Annotated in this window: 15 protein-coding genes and 1 riboswitch; of the genes, 2 read left to right on the top strand and 13 right to left on the bottom strand. The window is 68.5% G+C overall.

What is annotated here, in order from left to right; translation table 11 throughout:
• Nucleotides 1-51: 51 nt before the first annotated feature.
• The 12 genes from ABLG96_RS08740 to ABLG96_RS08685 all read right to left on the bottom strand — a co-directional run bounded on the left by ABLG96_RS08740 (nucleotide 52) and on the right by ABLG96_RS08685 (nucleotide 12,660).
• Nucleotides 52-456 (bottom strand): rhodanese-like domain-containing protein, encoded by a 405-nt coding sequence (locus ABLG96_RS08740; protein ID WP_353650959.1) that lies wholly within the window; start codon nucleotides 454-456, stop codon nucleotides 52-54.
• Nucleotides 453-1,340, bottom strand: a complete 888-nt coding sequence (locus ABLG96_RS08735; RefSeq protein WP_353650958.1) for a DUF1684 domain-containing protein — start codon at nucleotides 1,338-1,340, stop codon at nucleotides 453-455. The genes ABLG96_RS08740 and ABLG96_RS08735 overlap by 4 nt, the downstream gene beginning before the upstream one ends.
• Nucleotides 1,337-3,259: an FAD/NAD(P)-binding protein gene (locus ABLG96_RS08730; RefSeq protein ID WP_353650957.1), complete on the bottom strand. Its 1,923-nt coding sequence runs from the start codon at nucleotides 3,257-3,259 to the stop codon at nucleotides 1,337-1,339. The genes ABLG96_RS08735 and ABLG96_RS08730 overlap by 4 nt, the downstream gene beginning before the upstream one ends.
• Before the next feature lie 66 nt (nucleotides 3,260-3,325).
• Nucleotides 3,326-4,657, bottom strand: a complete 1,332-nt coding sequence (locus ABLG96_RS08725) for an NtaA/DmoA family FMN-dependent monooxygenase (RefSeq protein WP_353651437.1) — start codon at nucleotides 4,655-4,657, stop codon at nucleotides 3,326-3,328.
• An 86-nt stretch (nucleotides 4,658-4,743) separates the two neighbouring features.
• Entirely contained in the window at nucleotides 4,744-5,883 is a 1,140-nt protein-coding gene (locus tag ABLG96_RS08720) for an LLM class flavin-dependent oxidoreductase (protein ID WP_353650956.1), read from the bottom strand.
• Nucleotides 5,880-6,998: an NADPH-dependent FMN reductase gene (gene ssuE, locus ABLG96_RS08715; RefSeq protein ID WP_353650955.1), complete on the bottom strand. Its 1,119-nt coding sequence runs from the start codon at nucleotides 6,996-6,998 to the stop codon at nucleotides 5,880-5,882. The genes ABLG96_RS08720 and ssuE overlap by 4 nt, the downstream gene beginning before the upstream one ends.
• A gap of 125 nt (nucleotides 6,999-7,123) precedes the next feature.
• Complete coding sequence (locus ABLG96_RS08710) at nucleotides 7,124-8,245, bottom strand: FAD-dependent oxidoreductase (RefSeq protein WP_353650954.1); 1,122 nt, start codon at nucleotides 8,243-8,245, stop codon at nucleotides 7,124-7,126.
• A 6-nt stretch (nucleotides 8,246-8,251) separates the two neighbouring features.
• Nucleotides 8,252-9,337 (bottom strand): transporter substrate-binding domain-containing protein, encoded by a 1,086-nt coding sequence (locus tag ABLG96_RS08705; protein WP_353650953.1) that lies wholly within the window; start codon nucleotides 9,335-9,337, stop codon nucleotides 8,252-8,254.
• A complete protein-coding gene (locus ABLG96_RS08700; RefSeq protein WP_353650952.1) occupies nucleotides 9,337-10,404 on the bottom strand; it encodes an ABC transporter substrate-binding protein in 1,068 nt (355 codons plus the stop codon). Before ABLG96_RS08700 ends, ABLG96_RS08705 begins: the two co-directional genes overlap by 1 nt.
• Nucleotides 10,405-10,538: 134 nt before the next feature.
• On the bottom strand, nucleotides 10,539-11,324 hold the full coding sequence (locus ABLG96_RS08695; RefSeq protein WP_353650951.1) for an amino acid ABC transporter ATP-binding protein: 786 nt from the start codon (nucleotides 11,322-11,324) through the stop codon (nucleotides 10,539-10,541).
• Entirely contained in the window at nucleotides 11,321-12,295 is a 975-nt protein-coding gene (locus tag ABLG96_RS08690) for an amino acid ABC transporter permease (protein ID WP_353651436.1), read from the bottom strand. Before ABLG96_RS08690 ends, ABLG96_RS08695 begins: the two co-directional genes overlap by 4 nt.
• A gap of 290 nt (nucleotides 12,296-12,585) precedes the next feature.
• A complete protein-coding gene (locus ABLG96_RS08685; protein ID WP_353651435.1) occupies nucleotides 12,586-12,660 on the bottom strand; it encodes a putative leader peptide in 75 nt (24 codons plus the stop codon).
• An 87-nt stretch (nucleotides 12,661-12,747) separates the two neighbouring features.
• Nucleotides 12,748-12,862, bottom strand: a riboswitch (SAM riboswitch).
• A 97-nt stretch (nucleotides 12,863-12,959) separates the two neighbouring features.
• Between ABLG96_RS08685 and ABLG96_RS08680 the strand changes: the two genes are divergently transcribed.
• Nucleotides 12,960-14,222 carry an MBL fold metallo-hydrolase gene (locus tag ABLG96_RS08680; protein WP_353650950.1) on the top strand — a complete coding sequence of 421 codons (1,263 nt, stop codon included), beginning with the start codon at nucleotides 12,960-12,962 and terminating at the stop codon, nucleotides 14,220-14,222.
• A gap of 184 nt (nucleotides 14,223-14,406) precedes the next feature.
• The gene (locus ABLG96_RS08675; RefSeq protein ID WP_353650949.1) at nucleotides 14,407-15,138 is read left to right on the top strand and encodes a phospholipase A2; all 732 of its coding nucleotides are present in this window, start codon (nucleotides 14,407-14,409) and stop codon (nucleotides 15,136-15,138) included.
• A 20-nt stretch (nucleotides 15,139-15,158) separates the two neighbouring features.
• Here ABLG96_RS08675 and ABLG96_RS08670 read toward each other — a convergent pair whose 3' ends face one another.
• The gene (locus ABLG96_RS08670; RefSeq protein ID WP_353650948.1) at nucleotides 15,159-16,595 is read right to left on the bottom strand and encodes an Ig-like domain-containing protein; all 1,437 of its coding nucleotides are present in this window, start codon (nucleotides 16,593-16,595) and stop codon (nucleotides 15,159-15,161) included.
• Nucleotides 16,596-16,679 lie beyond the last annotated feature (84 nt).

The following is a 16,679-nucleotide window of genomic DNA, read 5'->3' as shown; positions in this document are numbered from 1 at the left end:
GCGGACACCGGGCCGATCGGCCCGATGAGGAGGAACCGGGTGCTGTTCTGGTCAGGATGCGGCCGGCGCGATGACCGGGAGTCCGGCGTCACGCCACCCGGGGAAGCCGCCATCGACATGGACCACGTTGCTGAACCCGCGGCGGATCAGTTCCGCGGCAACAGGTCCGGAGCCGCGCACCGAACCGCAGATCACCACGACAGGATGATCGGTACCGGTCACCAACGAATCCGGGGAGGCGGGATCGAAGGAACCGTCGAGCGCGTAGCGATCGACGATCGACGCGCCCGGCAGGAGGCCGTCCTTCGTCCGGCCGGCATCGCTGCGGACATCGATCACCGCCGCACCCTGCTCGATCCGGCGCGCCGCCTCCTGTGGGGTGACCAGCGGAGCGAGCGCGCCGGCCTCCGCCAGGTCGAGGTCTGTCGCTGGGGCGGTTGTCCGCGGATCTGTCATCGGGATGTCCTGACCGGTGCGAGCTCCCCGGCGGTCACGGCGACCGGGATGACATTTCCCGGGACCGGCGCCGGACACGTCCCGAAATCGCTGAAGGAGAACGGCATGTTGAGGGCGCGGTTGAAGTCGATGGTGACCTGCCCTGCCGTGTCCGGAGCGGAGGCGAACACCACCCGCCAGCGTGCCGTGTCGACACCGTTGGTCGTGTCGTGGAACAGGATCGACCAGCCACCATCCGCGCCGGCCGTGGCCGCCAGCTGGACGTCGGAACCGTCGGGCAGCTCGACGATCACATCGGCATCGAGCCGGGCCTGTTGGCGCAGATCGCTCCTGGCGGTGTCGACGTCGACCACCTCGGGCTCGCTGCGGGGCTTGACGGTGGCCGGTCGCCTCCACACCGGGTCGAGCGGGTAGGTGGGGACCCCGGGGAACTCCGTCCGGGCGCTCGCGTGCGGGTCGCGGATCCGGATCGCGTACCGCCCGCCGCGGCGCGCCAGCTCGATCTGCCGCTCGCCCCACCGCAGCCAGCGCAACGAGCCCTGCTCGTCGACGACCGCTTCGTGAACACCTGCCTCGTGGACGCCTGACTCGTGAGCACCCGTCTCGTGGATACCGTCCGACGAGCTGTCGGAGCCCTCCCAGAGCTGTAGCCCGTCCCCGGCGGCGAAGCTCCCCCGGGCACCGGTCGGGTCGGCCTGCCAGCGACCGGGAAGCCCCTCCAGCGCAGCGGGAGTGGCGGGCAGCCAGTGGAATCCGGTGAGCGAGAGCCAACCGTGCTGCTCCTGCAGGACACGTTCCCGGTCGGCGTGCCACTGGGCCCACTCCGACACGGGGTAGGCCGGACCGGCGGCAGTTCCGCGGTGCAGGTCGGAATCGATGCTCATGCTGTTCTCCTGAGGTCGGTGGCGGTGCGCTGCCGACCTTCGGCCGCGCACAGATCGGTGAGGATGGTCCGAGCGACGGCGTCGTTCTGCCGGAGGCCCGGTGCGTTGAAGTGGGGCCGGGAGAAGCCGGACGAACCGGCTGAGCCGGAAACCGACGGACCGAGCAGGAACCGCCGGGAGTGCACGGACCCGTCCGCGCGGATGGCACGGGAACGTGTGTCCGCCAACAATTGGCCGCCACCGAGTGCAGCACCGTCGTCGGACACCAGATCCTCCGCGGCGAGCTCGCCGTCGGCCAGCAGTCCGACGATCACCGGATCGGTGGCGGCCCTGATGTCGGGCTTCGGCACCCACGCATCGATGAGGACCGATCCGCGGACCTCCGCCTCCGACGCGCTGCCGCGCCCCACGAACGCGCCGTCACGTATCTCGACGGTCCAGTCGGGACCGGCCGGCCGGACGATCCCGGCAGCCATCAACGCGCGCAGCTCACGAAGCCGGCGGGGCGGTGGCCCGCTGGCCAGGAACGAGAACAGGCCGTGGAACTCACCTTCGATCGCCGTGATCCGGTCCACGGCCGAGACCCGGCCACTCGTGATGGCCCAGGCGAGCACGCCGTACACCCCCAGCAGCGCATCGAAGACAGCGCGATCAGCAGAGAACTGCGGGTCGGCCCGCCGGGCCAGATCGTCAGCGATGTACGCATCGATCACCCCCGTCAGCTCGTCCGGAGACCGGAGGTGCAGCCCGGCCAACGGACGATCGACCCGGTCGATCTCGAACCGGTCGGCCGGTGCGGGCACCGCACGGCGGGCAAGCGCGATGAAGTCGTCAGTGAGCACGTCCGCACCGTCCAGCACGCGCTCGAAAACGTCCCAGGGCAGCGTCACCCGGTCTGGATGCGCCGCGAACAGCCGCCGGTAGTGGGCACCGGTGAGCTCCTTCACGATCAGCGGGCGCAGCACGGTGCGGAAGTCGAAAGGACCGTCGCCGAGTTCCGTCAACAGCCGGACCGTGAAGTACACCGGTGGGGTGGGTACTGCGTCGGCGATCGAGTAGCCGAGCTTGGAGTGATAGGGGACGCCTCTTCGGGATCCGATGTGCAGCACCGGTTCCCGCCCCGACGGGAGGTACGCCAGGGCGCCGTCCGGCCGCTCGGTGAACACCCCACCACGCCCTTCACCGAGCAGGGCCATCAGGTCGATGAATGCCAGGCCCATTCCCCTGACCAGCACGGCCGCACCGGGTTTGACACCACTGAGATCCAGATCCGCGGTGTAGGCGGGCGGGTGGTACTGCAGTCCGGCGGCCTCGGCCGCGACGATGGTCGTCGCCTCCGTGGGACCGGGCCGGCGGTCGAAGTAGCCCTGTGCCAGCACGACGCTCCGCGCGGCGATGGCCGATCCGTCATCCAGGATCACCACCTGGCGAGCACCTGGCTCGGTGATCGAGATCGCCTGTGCCGCATGGACGACGACCTGCACCCTGGACGGCAGCGAGGCGAGCACCTCATCGAAGACCCAACCGAGGTAGCAGCCCTGGATCTCCCGCGGCACGAAATCCTGCGGTCCGAAACGATCCACGTGATGCCCCAGCCCGCTCTCGCGAAGCGCGGCCCGCCCCGGACCTCTCAGCCAGGCGTCCAGCGCAGGTCCCGGCACGATCGGGCCGACGCACTCGACGGACGCGTCGGTGAAGATGGTGACGTCCGCGGCGGTCGAGTTCATCCACAGCAGAGCCGATTGCGCCGTTCGCCAGATGCGACCGCCGCCCGGCGGATGCGGGTCCACCACATGGATGCTCAGCGAGCTGCCCTCCGGCACGAGTTCGTCGGCATTCGCGGCGATCCGTTCCAACAGCGACGTGGTGCGCGGCCCTCCACCGACGAACACCAGGTCAGCGGGCAGCCGCTGCGTCATCGGATCTCCCTCCGGGGAACTGGATTCGGGCTCGGTCACCGCTGCCCGGCGGACGGCCACGGCGGGTCAGGCCGCACCGCTGGCCGAGACCGACGGCCGGTCGAGACCCAGGTGGTCCCGCAGGGTGGTCCCGGGGTACTCGGTGCGGAACACCCCCCGCTCGCGCAGGATCGGTACGACGCGATCGACGACGTCGTCCAGACCGCCCGGAGTCAGGTGGGGGACGAGGATGTAGCCGTCAGCTGCATCGGCCTGGACGAACTCGTCGAGCTGCGTCGCAACCGTCTCGGGCGAGCCGATGAACGACTGCCGTCCTTGCTGGGCGACGACCGTCTCACGCAGGCTCCAGCCGTTCTCAGCGGCAGCAGCACGCCACTGTGCCGCGGTGGCAACAGGATCGGTGAAACCGACCCGACCGCGCACCACGCCACTGCCGACCACCGGATCCTCGTCCGGCAGCGGTCCGTCCGGGTCGCGATCGGTCAGGTCGATTCCCCACAGCAACTCCGACAACGCGATGGCGGTGGCTCCGGAGACCTGCTGTGATCGGATGAAGGCCGCCTTCTCCTCCGCCTCCGCATCTGTGTCGGCGACCACCACGGTCACGCCCGGCATGATCTTCAGCGAGTCGGGGGTGCGGCCGTGAGCGGCGAGCCGTCCCTTGACGTCCGCGTAGAAGGCCTGGCCCGCTTCCAGGGTGCCGTGCCGGGTGAAGATGACATCTGCTGCTGCGGCCGCGAAGTCGCGCCCCTCGGCAGAATCGCCTGCCTGGATGACGACGGGTTGGCCCTGCGGCGAGCGCGGGATCCCGAAAGCCCCGGTGATGTCGAACTGCGGTCCGTGGTGGGCGAATGATCCGGCGCCGGCTCGGGAGAAGTGTCCCGTCCGCTGGTCCGCGATGACGTCCCCGTCGGTCCAGGAGTCCCACAGTTCTCGGCTGGTGGACACGAACTCCTGCGCTCGCCGGTAGCGGTCGGCGTGGTCGAGATATCCGCCCCGTCGGAAGTTCTCGCCGGTGAACGCATCGGAGGAGGTGACGACGTTCCAGGCAGCCCGACCACCCGAGAGGTGATCGAGGCTGGCGAACCGCCTGGCCAGCTCGTAGGGCTCGTTGAAGGTGGCATTGACGGTCGCCGCCAGCCCGAGATGGGTGGTGACCCCGGCCAGCGCGCTGAGGACCGTGATCGACTCGGGTCGACCGACGACGTCCAGGTCGTGGATGAGCCCCTTCACCTCGCGCAGCCGCAGACCCTCGGCCAGGAAGAAGAAGTCGAAGGTGCCCCGCTCGGCGGTCTCGGCGAGCGCCCGGAACGAGGCGAAGTCGATCTGCGACGCCGACCGCGGGTCGGCCCAGACGGTGGTGTTGTTGACACCGGGGAAGTGCGCAGCGAGGTGGATCTGCTTGCGCGGCTTGCCATGTGTGCTCACAGGGAGAGTGCTCACAGGGACAGTGCTCACATGGACAGTGCTCACAGGGACAGTGCTCACAGGGACAGTGCTCCTTCTCGCCCGGCGGCGAAGACATTGACGGGTCGCGTCAGACCCAGACGGTCGCGGAAGGTGGTCGGGCCGGTCGGCGCCGGCGGCAGGAGACCGCCGGCGCGGAGTGCTGGGATGAGCTGGGCGGTGATCTGCGGCAGGTCCGCGGCGATCACCCACGGTCGCAGGTGGATCCCGTCGACGCCGCCGGCCCACCCGGCGATGCGCTCGGTGATCGCCTCGAGCGAGCCCACTAGGTCGGGTGGGCCCGACCGCGTGCGACCCTGCAGTCGGTCGATCCGGGTGGCAGCGGTCTCCTCGGGCAGGTCGAACACCACGCTCGCGTCGATGAGCACCCGCACCTGGTCGAAGTCGCGACCGAGTTCCGCAACGGCGGCAGCCAGCGCGACCCGGCGGGCGGCAAAATCTGCGCCCGCCGGGACGAGCACCACGTCTGCCCGGGCGGCAACGCGGAGCACGACGGGGTCGGTCAAGACGGTGTCGGACAAGGACACCACGGTGACCGGATGTCCTTGCGGTGAACGGGGAACGATCGACGGACCCTTGACCGAGAAGGTGCTGCCGACGTGGTCGACGTAGTGCAGCTTGTCGCGGTCGATGAACCGGCCGGTGGCGACGTCCCGGATCTCGGCGTCGTCCTCCCAGGAGTCCCACAGCAGGCGGGCGACGTCGATCACCTCGCCCGCTTCCTGCCACAGCGCCTCGGGCGCGGCAGTGCCGCGCCGTCCGATGGCAGCGGCCTCCCCCGCGCCGAGGGACACGGTGGGTTGCCACCCGGCCCGACCGAGCGAGGCGAAGTCGACGCTCGCGACGGCAGCCTGGAGGTGGAACGGCTCGGTGTGGGTGGTGGTGACGGTCGGGACCAGCCCGATCCGGTCGGTGACCGGAGCGACGGCCGCGAGCTGGGTGACGGCGTCCAGCAGCGGCACCGACGACCCGGAGGCGTCGACTGCCAGCGAGTCCGGCACCGTCACGAAGTCGACACCGGCGGCTTCGACGGTCTGCACCTCGAGACGGAGCCGCTGCGGATCCAGCAGCGACCGGGGGTCGACGGCGCTCTCCCGCCACGCCGCAGGGTGGTCCCCCGCGCGATCGAGCGCGACGGCGGTGATCAAGGTACTCATCGCACGACTCCGGTCAGGACGGTGTCGACGGAATCGACTGCTGGGACAGGGTTCGGCAGGGTTCCGCCGATCTGAAGGGCCTTCACGAACGGCAACGGTCCGATGCTCTCTGGGTCGGCCTGTACGTCGAACTGGGGTGCGTAGCCGGACGCCAGGTACAGGTCACGAGCCTCCGGCTGGCGTGGGCCCGTGGTGAGGTAGATCCGGCCGTATCCGAGGTCCACGGCCAGCAGTTCGAGCTCGGCCATCACCCGGCGGGCCAGACCCTGACGGCGATGCCGGTTCGAGGTCCAGACCCGCTTCACTTCTGCGGTCTCGTCGTCCTTGCGCCGGATGGCGCCGCCGGCGACCGGCTGACCGTCGATCGTCAGGACCACGAAGCCACCCCGGTTCGCCGGGTCGAAGTCGCTCTGCGGGACTTCGACGAGCAGGGTGTTGGGGTTGTCCATGCCGTACCGGGTGCCGTACTCCACCTTGAGGTCGGCCAGCAGCGGGTCCAGCAGCGGATCGGGGTGCGAGACCCTGCTCACCTCCAGCCGGTCGTGATCGATGACAGTCGGAGCGACCGGCGCCGGTACCCCCGTCGACCGCGCCAGGTGACCGAGGAATGCATCGGTCACCTCGAACAGTGGGGCGGATGCCTTGGCGTCCAACAGCACTCCCCCGCCCGGGAACAGTTGGACGTGCTCACTCAGTACGAACCAGCCCTGCCCGATGTGCTCCGGCCCCATGCTGGCCAGCACCGGACGCAACGCGTAATCGACCGCCAGCACGTGCGCCGGGGACCCGCCGGTGACGATCGGCAGCACACTCTTACCGCGGAAGGCGAACTGCGGCAACAGGTCGAGGAACGACTTGAGCAATCCGCTGTAGGCCGCCTTGAACACCGGCGAGCCGATGACGATCGCATCGGCGGCGTCCACCGCGCGGACAGCTGCGGCGATCTCGGGTCGGGTGACGTCGGCCGCGAGCAGCGGACCGGCCGGCAGATCCCGTAGCCGGACCTGCTGCACCTCGTGCCCACCGACCTGGAAGCGGCGCACCAGATGGCTCAACACGCCATCGGTGCGGGAGACGGCCGACGGGCTTCCGGAGATCACCAGGATTCGACTCATGTTCTTGATCACTGTCCTTGCAGGGTGTGCGGGATTGGTGCTCGGGCTTGCATGGCGCATCGCGGGGCTGAGCGCCTGGCCGCGACGGTGCGGCGGGTGAGGGACGTCCTCCGGGTCAGCAACGGTCATCGGCGTGTTGTTCCCCGGGCGGGGACCCGGAACCGGTTCAGCGCGAACAGCGGGTTTGCGGGTTTCGAATCGAGCACGAGCTCGGCGACCAGGTCACCCAGAGCAGGCCCGAACTTGAACCCGTGACCGGAGAACCCGCCCGCGACCGTGACCTGCCCGACCCGGTCGATCACGAAATCGTGGTCGGGAGTCGTCGAGTACAAACAGCTGACGGGTCTGGCTGTTCTGGAATCGACACCCGGGATCCAATGCCGCACATGGTCGACCAGCCGGTCGAGCAGCGCCGGGTCGGCAGCGGTCCTGACATCCGGGTCGATCTCAGGACCTGTGCCGTGCTCGCCCACCTTGACACCGTCCGGTGAATCAAGACCGTAGATCCCCGGACCCCTGTAGCCGGCGCCCGGGTGGTGGATGAAACTGGGCCACTCGGTGCCCCGTCCGCGGTCCACCCTGGCGAAATGCGCCGGTTGTTCCTGGGTGGTCCGGATCGGCGGATAGTCGAGATGGGGACCGACGAGCGCGCTCGTCCAGGCCCCTGCTGCGACCACCACCTGGTCGGCCTCCAGCAGGCCGCCATCCGTCCGGACCCGCACCCCGGTCGGATCCGTCTCGATCGACAGCACCCGGCGCTCACGCTGCACCTGCGCGCCGCGGTTGGTGGCGGCGGCCTGCAGGGTGGCGACCGCACGGTCGGCGTGCACCCGACCGGCCGCGGCGTGCCACAGCACCTGGGTGTCGAACCGCAGCCCCGGCCAGCGCTTACCGGCCTCGGCCGGATCGAGGAAGTGGGACGGAACGGACTCGGAATCCAGCGCATCTGCCAGCGGCTGCAGCGCATCCGGATCACCGTGGTCGACAGCCCCGGTCAACTCCAACACGCGCTCGCCGCCCAGATCCTGCAGGGTCTCCCACCCCCGCAGGGCCTGGGCCGCCAGGCGCACGTAGTGCACATTTGAGTAGGCATGACGGTAGATGCGCGAGGAACCGTGCGACGCACCCTTGTCATGGCCCGCGCCGAACCGATCGACGAGCACGACCTCCGCGCCCCGTTCGGCCAGCCGCCAGGCGGCAGCCGAACCGGCCACGCCGGCTCCGACCACCACTACCCGCGTCCTCATCTCAGCTCACCCGGTCGTCTTCGGCTTGGGAAGCCCTGGCGGGTTGATCTCGGCCTTGCTCACAGCCTCGGCACCGAGTCCCCAGCGGTTCAGCACCTCGGTGTAGGAGCCATCGGCGATCGCCGAATCGATCGCCGCGGCAAGGGCTTTCACCAGACCGTTGTCCTTCTTCGTCATCACCGCGACCTTGCCGTCGATCGGGAACGAGGACGAGACGGTGCCGACGATCTCGGTCTGTCCGACCGTGGCGACGTGGTAGGTCGCGGTCGGGTTGGGTCCGAGGTACAGGTCGATCCGCCCGGAGGACAGTGCCAGGTAGTAGTCGGTGGCCGATTGGTAGTACTTGATCTCGACCGGCGCCAGCCCTGCCTTGCGATTCTCTTCGTCCCAGTTCAGGACGATGCCCTCCTGCAACGTTCCGGAGCCGACGGCCACCTTCTTGCCGGCGATGTCGGCGGCACCGTTGACCGTCAGCCCCGATCCCTTCTTCGCCTCGAACGCGTGCAGTCCCAGGCGGTAGGTGTCGAAGTCATACTTCTCCTTGCGCTCCTGCGACACCCCGACGTTGGACACCGCGACCTGATACTCGCCGGAGTCGGTGCCGAGCAAGATGTTCTCCCACGAGGTGACCTGCAGATCCGTTGTCAGACCGAGCTTGTCACCGATCAGGTGAGCGATGTCCACCTCGACCCCGATCGGGGTCGTGTTGTCGTCGGCGGTGAAACCCAGCGGCGGCAGGCCACCTCCTGCGAAACCGCCTGCGACGACGAGCTTCCCGCTCTTGCGAACGTCTTCCGGCAGCAGTGCGACGGCAGCCGGGTCGGCCGCCGCGCTGACCCGGTGTTGGTCCGGTGAGGTGTTGAAGCTCGCCGGAATGCTGACCGCCGCAACGCCGCTGCGGGACGGCTGCGACACCGCAGCCGCGACCGGCGAGACGGCGGAGTTCCCGCTCGGATCGGCGCACCCGGTCAGGATGACGGCCGACGCGACTGCGCCGGCGATCAGCGTACGGCGTCGACGAGCGACGCCACCGAAAACGCTGTGGGAGAGAGTGCTCCCGCGGGCAGGCCTGGACAGGGCGTGGCGACTCATCAGGACTCCGTCTTGGGCAGGCCCGGCGGGTTGATCTCGGACTTCGCCACGGATTCGTTGGTGAGGTTCCAGCGCGCGAGAACTTCGCCGTAGCTACCGTTCTTGATCGTCTCATTGATGGCAGCAGCAAAGGCCGCGGCCAGACCGTTGCCCTCCTTGGTGAGCACGGCGATCTCGCCCTGCAGGCCCGCGCCGGCGCCGGAGAAGGTCCCGGCGATCTCGGTCTCACCGGTCGAGGCGACGTGGAACGCTGCGCTCGGGTTGGGACCGAAGTAGGCGTCCAGCCGACCGGAGGCGATGGCCAGGTAGTAGTCGGAGGCGTTCTGGTAGTACTTGATCGCGATCGGCTCGAGCCCCGCAGCTGTGTTCTCTGCGCTCCAGTCGACCAGGATCTTCTCCTGGTTCGTGCCCGAGCCCACACCCACCGACTTACCGGCGAGATCCTTGGCGCCGGTGACCTTCAGGCCGGATCCGGCCTTCACCTCGACAGCCAGGTTGTCGTTGCGATAGGTGGCGAAGTCGTACTTCTCCTTGCGCTCCTGCGTCACGGTCACGTTGCCGATGAACGCGTCGGCGTTGCCGGCGTCGATGGCCACGAAGTTCTGGGCCCAATCGGCCGACTTGAGCTCCACCTCGAGGCCGAGCACGTCCGCGAACAGGTAAGCGAGATCCACCTCGGAACCGATCACCGTGGCGTCGTCGTCGGCATAGAACCGCAACGGCGGCGTGCTGCCGGCGAATCCGGTGATGACGATGGTGCCTTTCTCGCGGATCGACGCGGGGACGAGTGCGGCGATCGCCGCAACCTCGGGAGTGGTGATCCGGTTCTGGTCAGGGCCCAGGTTGATGGACGGCGCCGCGCCTTCCGCACCCGTCGAGGCTCCGGCAGAGGACGATCCTGCTGCCGAGGTGCCGATCGAGGATACGGGGGCGGACGATCCGGCGGCGGCCGGCTCCGGCTGGGCGGCGGGTTCGACGGCGGTCGAGGTGCCGCAGGCGCCGAGGGTGAACGCGGTCAGCGCGAGGGCGGCGGCGAAACTCTTGCGGTGGCGGGTGAGCCGGAACATGGGGTGTCCTTGGAATGTCGGGGGTCGGGATGTCTGAGTTCCGGAAGTCTGTGGTCGAGAAGTCTGTGGTCGAGAAGTCACTGGTCGAGAAGTCAAGGGATGGAAGGGGATTCGGGAGGTGAGGGGGGAACGCATCACAGCACCTTGGAGATGAAGGCCCGGGTGCGCTCGTGCTGCGGGTTGTCGATCACGGCGGACGGAGTGCCGGACTCGATGATCCGGCCCTCGTCGATGAACACGACGGTGTCGGCCACCTGGCGGGCGAATCCGATCTCGTGGGTGACCACCACGAGGGTCGTACCGCTCCTGGCGAGATCGACGATCACGTCGAGCACCTCGCCGACCAGCTCCGGGTCGAGTGCACTCGTCGGCTCGTCGAAGAGGATCAACTTCGGTTGCAGCGCCAGTGCTCTGGCGATCGCCACCCGCTGCTGCTGACCACCGGACAGGCGGCGCGGATAGTCGTGCGCCTTCTCGCGCACACCGACCCGCTCGAGCAGCTCGAGCGCCAGTGCCTCCACCTCGGAACGTTTGCGCCTTTGGGCGGAGATCGGCGCTTCTACCACGTTCTCCAGGACCGTCAGATGCCCGAAGAGATTGAAGTTCTGGAAGACGAACCCGATCTCCGAACGCTGCTCGAGAATCTCCTTCTCCCGCAGCTCGTACAGCCGGCCACGGCGTGGTTTGTACCCGATGAGCGAACCGTCGACGCTGATCGATCCCGAGTCGAGCTTCTCGAGATGGTTGATCGAACGCAGCAGGGTCGACTTGCCCGACCCCGACGGCCCGAGGATGACCGTCACGGACCCGGCGGGGATGTCCAGGTCGATGCCGCGCAACACTTCCAGATCGCCGAAAGCCTTGTGCACGCTGCGAATCTCGACCATGGGCCTGGTCGACGAGTCGACGGCGGCGGTCATCGGGCATCGCCCGCGGGTGCGACCGGACGGGTACCGGTGCGACTCGGCGGATGGGCGGCTGCTCGCCGTACCCGAGCCCAACCGCGGGTGATCCGCTGCAACGGTGTGGGCGGCAGGGTGCGACTTGCACCCTTGGCATAGTGCCGCTCGACGTAGTACTGCACCACCGACAGGATGGTCGTCAGGATGATGTACCAGACCGTGGCCACCATCAACAGCGGGACGACACGACCGTTGCGGCCGTAGATCACCTGGGCCTGGTAGAACAGCTCGGGGATCGCCATCACCGACACGATGGAGGTGCCCTTGAACAACGAGATCACCTCGTTGGCGGCGTTCGGCAGGATCGAGCGCATCGCCTGCGGCAGTACGATGCGGCGGAACTGCCGTAGACGCGGGATACCCAGTGCTGCAGCGGCTTCCAACTGTCCGGCATCGACAGACACGATCCCGCCGCGGATGATCTCCGCCGCGTACGCGGCCTGGTGCAGCGCCAATCCGAGGACCGCAGCACCGAGCGGGCCGAACAGGTCGTTGGTGTTCACACTGAAGAAGCCCGGCCCGAAGGGCACTCCGAACTGCAGGGTCTGGTACAGGTACGCGATGTTGAACCAGAACAGCAGCTGCACGATCAGTGGGATCGACCGGAACGCCCAGACGTACCCCCACGAGATGACCTGCAGGAAGGGTGATTTCGACAGTCGCATGGCAGCGATCACCACGCCGAGCCCGAATCCGAGGAGCGTGCCGTAGACGGTCAGCTTGATGGTGGTCCACAGCGCGGCCAGGATGGATTCGGCAGCGAAGTACTTGGCGAAGGTCTCCCAGTCCCAGCCGGGATTCGTGGCCAGGCCGTGCACGAACTGGGCGAGCAGCACCAGCACGACGGCCACCCCCACCCACCGCCAGGGATGACGGACCGGCACGACTCGAGGCTCGTCCAGCGACGTGCTCGCTGTCGGGGGGACCACCGCCTTGCTCAAGGACACTGCTGGTGGAGCGGGGGGTGGAGCAGGTGGAGCGGACTCGGCGCCCGGCCGGAGCGCGGGTGGCAGGGTGGGAGAAGTGGTCACGAGGATCCTCGGAAGTGTTGTCTAAAGGACGATCTCCGCTCGATGCGGGTCAATCGTTCTGGCGCGCAGCGCATCTCGATTTGCCTGGAAGGACAGGTCCATCCGACGGTCGGTGCGGCGCTGCGGTGATGGAGATCAGAGGGCGGAGCCTCTACCGGCTGATGGCCCCTGTTCGGTCGGGGGAAACGTCAGCGGGCGGCGAAGGTGCTGCGACACAGTGCGCTGGACAGACGACCGAGATCGACGTGTCGACGCGAGACCATCGGGGTGCGCGGCTGTACCGAGCACACACGTGTCTCGCGGTTCACTCCACTCATTGCTGACCCATCGTCAGAAGCAGCCGGAAAGGCCGCTCGCGCTTGCGGAAACCTTGATCGGGTGCCGCCAGGTCTTCATCCGGAGCACCCCACCGCGGAGGAGGGTTGCCGTCCAGCTAGCCGGAGCTGATCGCTGGAACTCATGACCTGACCGAAGACTAGGACACACGGCCCTGGGGGGCAAGCAGATCGGCACCATCGACACAGTGGCGCACGCCACTTTCCCGCGAAGGCACACTGGATGGATGAGCTCCTCCCCCCGATCCCGGCAGGTCCTGGCTGTCGCCCTCGCCTCCGTCGTGGCGGTCCCCGTCGCCGTCCTGCTCCCCCGTGCCAGGGCCGCCTTCAGAGGGCTGCCGCAGGCGCTCGGCGCATCCACCCGGGCCGTGCTGAGTTCTCTTCCGTCCGACAGCGCCGCCCCGGCTGACGAACGACGCTACGAGTCCGATCACCACAGCGGTCGCAGCTTCCACAACCGGCAGCGCAGCCACACGCTGACCCCTGCCGACGTCCCGCGGCTCCTGCGATCGTTCCGTGGGCGTGGGCCCGTCGGGTCGCCGATCGGTCCGGTCCAGGTCGTCACCCCCGAGATCCGCGACCGCACCCAAGGTCTTGCCGTCACCTGGCTCGGCCACGCGAGTGCGCTGGTGGAGATCGACGGGACCAGGATCCTGTTCGACCCGGTGGTGGAATCACGGGTCTCGCCCTCAGCGCAGATCGGTCCACGGCGACTGCATCGCGCGCCGCTCACCGCGGCCGAGCTCCCAGCCGTCGACGCCGTCGTCATTTCGCACGATCACTACGACCACCTGGAGAGCAGCACGATCCGTGACCTGGCCCAGCGGACCGCGTGCCGGTTCATCGTCCCGCTGGGAATCGGCTCCCACCTCCGCCGGTGGGGCGTTCCCGCCGACCGGATCGACGAGTTGGACTGGGATGCAGCAGTCCGCGTCGGCGGGGTGACGCTCACCTGCACCGAGGCCAGGCATTTCTCGGGCCGCTTCGTGCGCCGCGATGCCACCCTGTGGTCGTCGTGGGCAGTCGCCGGTCCCCGGCACCGGGTGTTCTTCGGAGGCGACACCGGCTACACGCCGTCGTTCGGTCGGACCGGGGCCCTGTTCGGCCCGTTCGACCTGACCATCCTGCCGATCGGCGCGTACCACCCCGCCTGGCAGGACATCCACATGAACCCGGAAGAGGCGCTCCGCGCCCACGGTGACCTCGGAGGCACTGCTCTGCTGCCGATCCACTGGGCGACGTTCGACCTGGCGCTGCACTCCTGGGACGAGCCGATCGAGCGTCTCCTCCGGGGCGCGGCAGAGTCTCCCGAGGCGACAGGCCGTGGACCGGTGGTGATCGGCACCCCGCGTCCAGGTCAACGTTGGGACCTGACCGACGACGTGCCCCGGGACGACTGGTGGCGTGCCGTCGCTCCGGCCGGCGGAGCGCACTCCCGGCCGTCCACGATCGCTGATCCGGCTGACGACACCGCACGACCCGGACGCTGAACGGTCGTTGCGCCTCTGGCGAGAGGGTCCTGACCCACATCCAGACCGCGATCCTCCGGCCATGACGACCGCCGGGACCGCGAACCCTCGGCTGAGGCGACCGTCAGGACCGCGAACCCTCGACTGAGGCGACCGTCAGGACCGCGAACCCCGGGATCGGCCTCTCGTCTGGCAATCTGGAGCAGTGAGGCGAGTCGGGGTCGGTCTGTTGGCGTTGCTGGCCGCCTTCTGGTGGTGCGGCATGGACAGCTCCGTCGATAGTGCGCCGGGTGATGTCGGGGCGACGGTCATGCTGACCGCGATCACCACCGGTGATTTCGACCGTGCCCGCCCGGCCACGGTGGTCCCGACCGCCTGGTCCGCCACGATGGGGTACCGGCCGATCCTGCTGCCGGGTCCGCGGGGCGAGACGATGCTGGCCAAACCGACCGGCGACTGCTCCTCCTTCACCGGCCAGACCGGCTACGACTTCACCCCGGTCTGCAAGGAGCACGACCTCGCCTACGACGTGGTCCGCTATGCAGCGCGGGTCGGCAACCCGCTGCCTGCGAACGGGCGGCAGGCGGCGGACGACATGTTCGACCGCGATCTGCACGCGCGCTGCGACGAGCTGGGCGTCACCGGCTGGAGCAAGATCATGTGCAACACCTACGCGTCCGGGTTCGCCCTGGGTGTCCGGATGAACTCCTGGCGGCAGGGATATCGCTCGCCCGACCCGGAGAGCACGACCCGTTGGTGGGCGATGCTGTTGATGGCACTGACGCTGATGTACCTGCCGCGGGCGGTCAGGTCCGTGCGCGCCCCCGAACGGATGCTCCCGTCCGATCCCTTCGGCCTGACTCGGAAAGGCACCGGCGCGCTGCCGACCACGGTCCCTCGGGAACCGTTGACCGTGGGTGGAGCCGGGCCGCGCTGAAGAGCTCCTGGGCGGACCGGTCAGTCGAGCGCTGACAACGTCTTCCAGGTCTCCCAGGAGATCGCATAGTCGAAGATGTCTCCGTCACTGGGACCGAGTTTGATGGCGGTACCGGTGATCTCCACCGGATCGCCCAGCATTGCCGTCCGGTAGTACGCCCCGGCATTCGCCAGCGACAGATTGATGCAGCCGTGGGTGACGTTCGTGTTTCCCTGCGCCGAGGTGCTGTCCGGGTTCGCGTGGATGAACTCCCCGTTGTTGGAGATCCGCACCGCCCAGCGCTCGAGCAGGTTCACGTAGCCGTACTTCGGGTTCGACATCCGCACGGATGCCTTCATGTCGTTGATGACGTGGATTCCGGAGCGGGTCGTCAGGTCGGGATTGCCGTTGCCCTGGCCGTAGGAAGCCGGGTAGGTCGCGACCGTCTTGCCGTCCTGCTGCACGATCATCTGGTGCGAGCCGACGTCGGCCTTCACGACCTGGTTGCGGCCGATGGTGAAATCACTCGTGAGGTCGGACTTGCCGTACGACCCGTCGGCGAACTCCAGGCCGTAGACGTTCGCCTCGACGTGCACCTTCGTCCCCTCCGGCCAATACCCCTCCGGCCGGTAGTCCAGGCCCCAGGTACCGCCGTCGTGCTGGATCCAGCCCCACCGTCCGTCCACCTCGGGCGTGGTGGTGATCTTGATGTTCTTCTCGACCAGTGCCCGGTCTTCGGGTTCGACCGCGAACTTCACCACCACCGGCATGGCAACGCCGACCTCAGCCCCGTCGGTCGGCGAGATCGTGGTGCGCACCTCCGTCTTCGGGGTGACGACGGTGTAGGTGGAGTTGACCTCCACGGCCTTGCCGTCGGTACCGGTCGCCTCGCCGGTGAGCGTGTACGACTCGCCGTAGCCCAGCACCTCGTCGGTCTTCCAGGTGATCCGGTCCGTCGAGAACGTTGCCTTGACCTCGTAACCGGTCTGCGCGTTCTTCAGGGACAACGTCGTCAGGGTGCCCTTGTCGACGGACACCATGATCGGGTCGGACGGTGAGATGCTCTTGGACCCGACTGCCGGGGACGACGTCACCTCGGCGACCGGTGGGGTGGCGGTCGGCGTCGTGGGAGTGGTCGGCACGGCAGAGGAAGACTGCTGGGGCTGCGACGAGGAGGGGGCGTCGGAGGACGCTGCCGGCCCCGAGGGATCCGGGACACCCGAGCCGGCGGCGGTCGTCTGCGCAGCGGTGGTGGCGGTCGAGCCACCCGTCGGTCCGGCGGTCGTCTGCGCAGTGGTGGTGGCGGTCGAGCCACCCGTCGGTCCGGCGGTCGTCTGCGCAGCGGTGGTGGCGGTCGAGCCACCCGTCGGTCCGGCGGTACTTCCGCTCTCGGCTGCTCCGGTCACCGAAGTGCATCCGGACAGCACGATCAGCACCCCGGCCAGCGGGATCAGGACACGTCGAAGACGGCGACTCATGCAGCGAACTCCCTCGGCCCCGTCGGGGGCAGTCAGTCACGCGCCGGCAAAAGCTTCACGGCGCTCGGACAGTGGCCTCGCACG

The organism is Nakamurella sp. A5-74 (assembly GCF_040438885.1).
Classification (GTDB): domain Bacteria; phylum Actinomycetota; class Actinomycetes; order Mycobacteriales; family Nakamurellaceae; genus Nakamurella.
This window is presented reverse-complemented; position numbering and strand designations above follow the sequence as displayed.

Coding starts and splice junctions, on each gene's coding strand:
- ABLG96_RS08730 (WP_353650957.1), bottom strand. CDS start 3,259: ATGACGCAGCGGCTGCCCGCTGACCTGGTGTTCGTCGGTGGAGGGCCG.
- ABLG96_RS08705 (WP_353650953.1), bottom strand. CDS start 9,337: ATGAGTCGCCACGCCCTGTCCAGGCCTGCCCGCGGGAGCACTCTCTCC.
- ABLG96_RS08740 (WP_353650959.1), bottom strand. CDS start 456: ATGACAGATCCGCGGACAACCGCCCCAGCGACAGACCTCGACCTGGCG.
- ABLG96_RS08710 (WP_353650954.1), bottom strand. CDS start 8,245: ATGAGGACGCGGGTAGTGGTGGTCGGAGCCGGCGTGGCCGGTTCGGCT.
- ABLG96_RS08735 (WP_353650958.1), bottom strand. CDS start 1,340: ATGAGCATCGATTCCGACCTGCACCGCGGAACTGCCGCCGGTCCGGCC.
- ABLG96_RS08680 (WP_353650950.1), top strand. CDS start 12,960: ATGAGCTCCTCCCCCCGATCCCGGCAGGTCCTGGCTGTCGCCCTCGCC.
- ssuE (WP_353650955.1), bottom strand. CDS start 6,998: ATGAGTCGAATCCTGGTGATCTCCGGAAGCCCGTCGGCCGTCTCCCGC.
- ABLG96_RS08700 (WP_353650952.1), bottom strand. CDS start 10,404: ATGTTCCGGCTCACCCGCCACCGCAAGAGTTTCGCCGCCGCCCTCGCG.
- ABLG96_RS08670 (WP_353650948.1), bottom strand. CDS start 16,595: ATGAGTCGCCGTCTTCGACGTGTCCTGATCCCGCTGGCCGGGGTGCTG.
- ABLG96_RS08720 (WP_353650956.1), bottom strand. CDS start 5,883: ATGAGTACCTTGATCACCGCCGTCGCGCTCGATCGCGCGGGGGACCAC.
- ABLG96_RS08695 (WP_353650951.1), bottom strand. CDS start 11,324: ATGACCGCCGCCGTCGACTCGTCGACCAGGCCCATGGTCGAGATTCGC.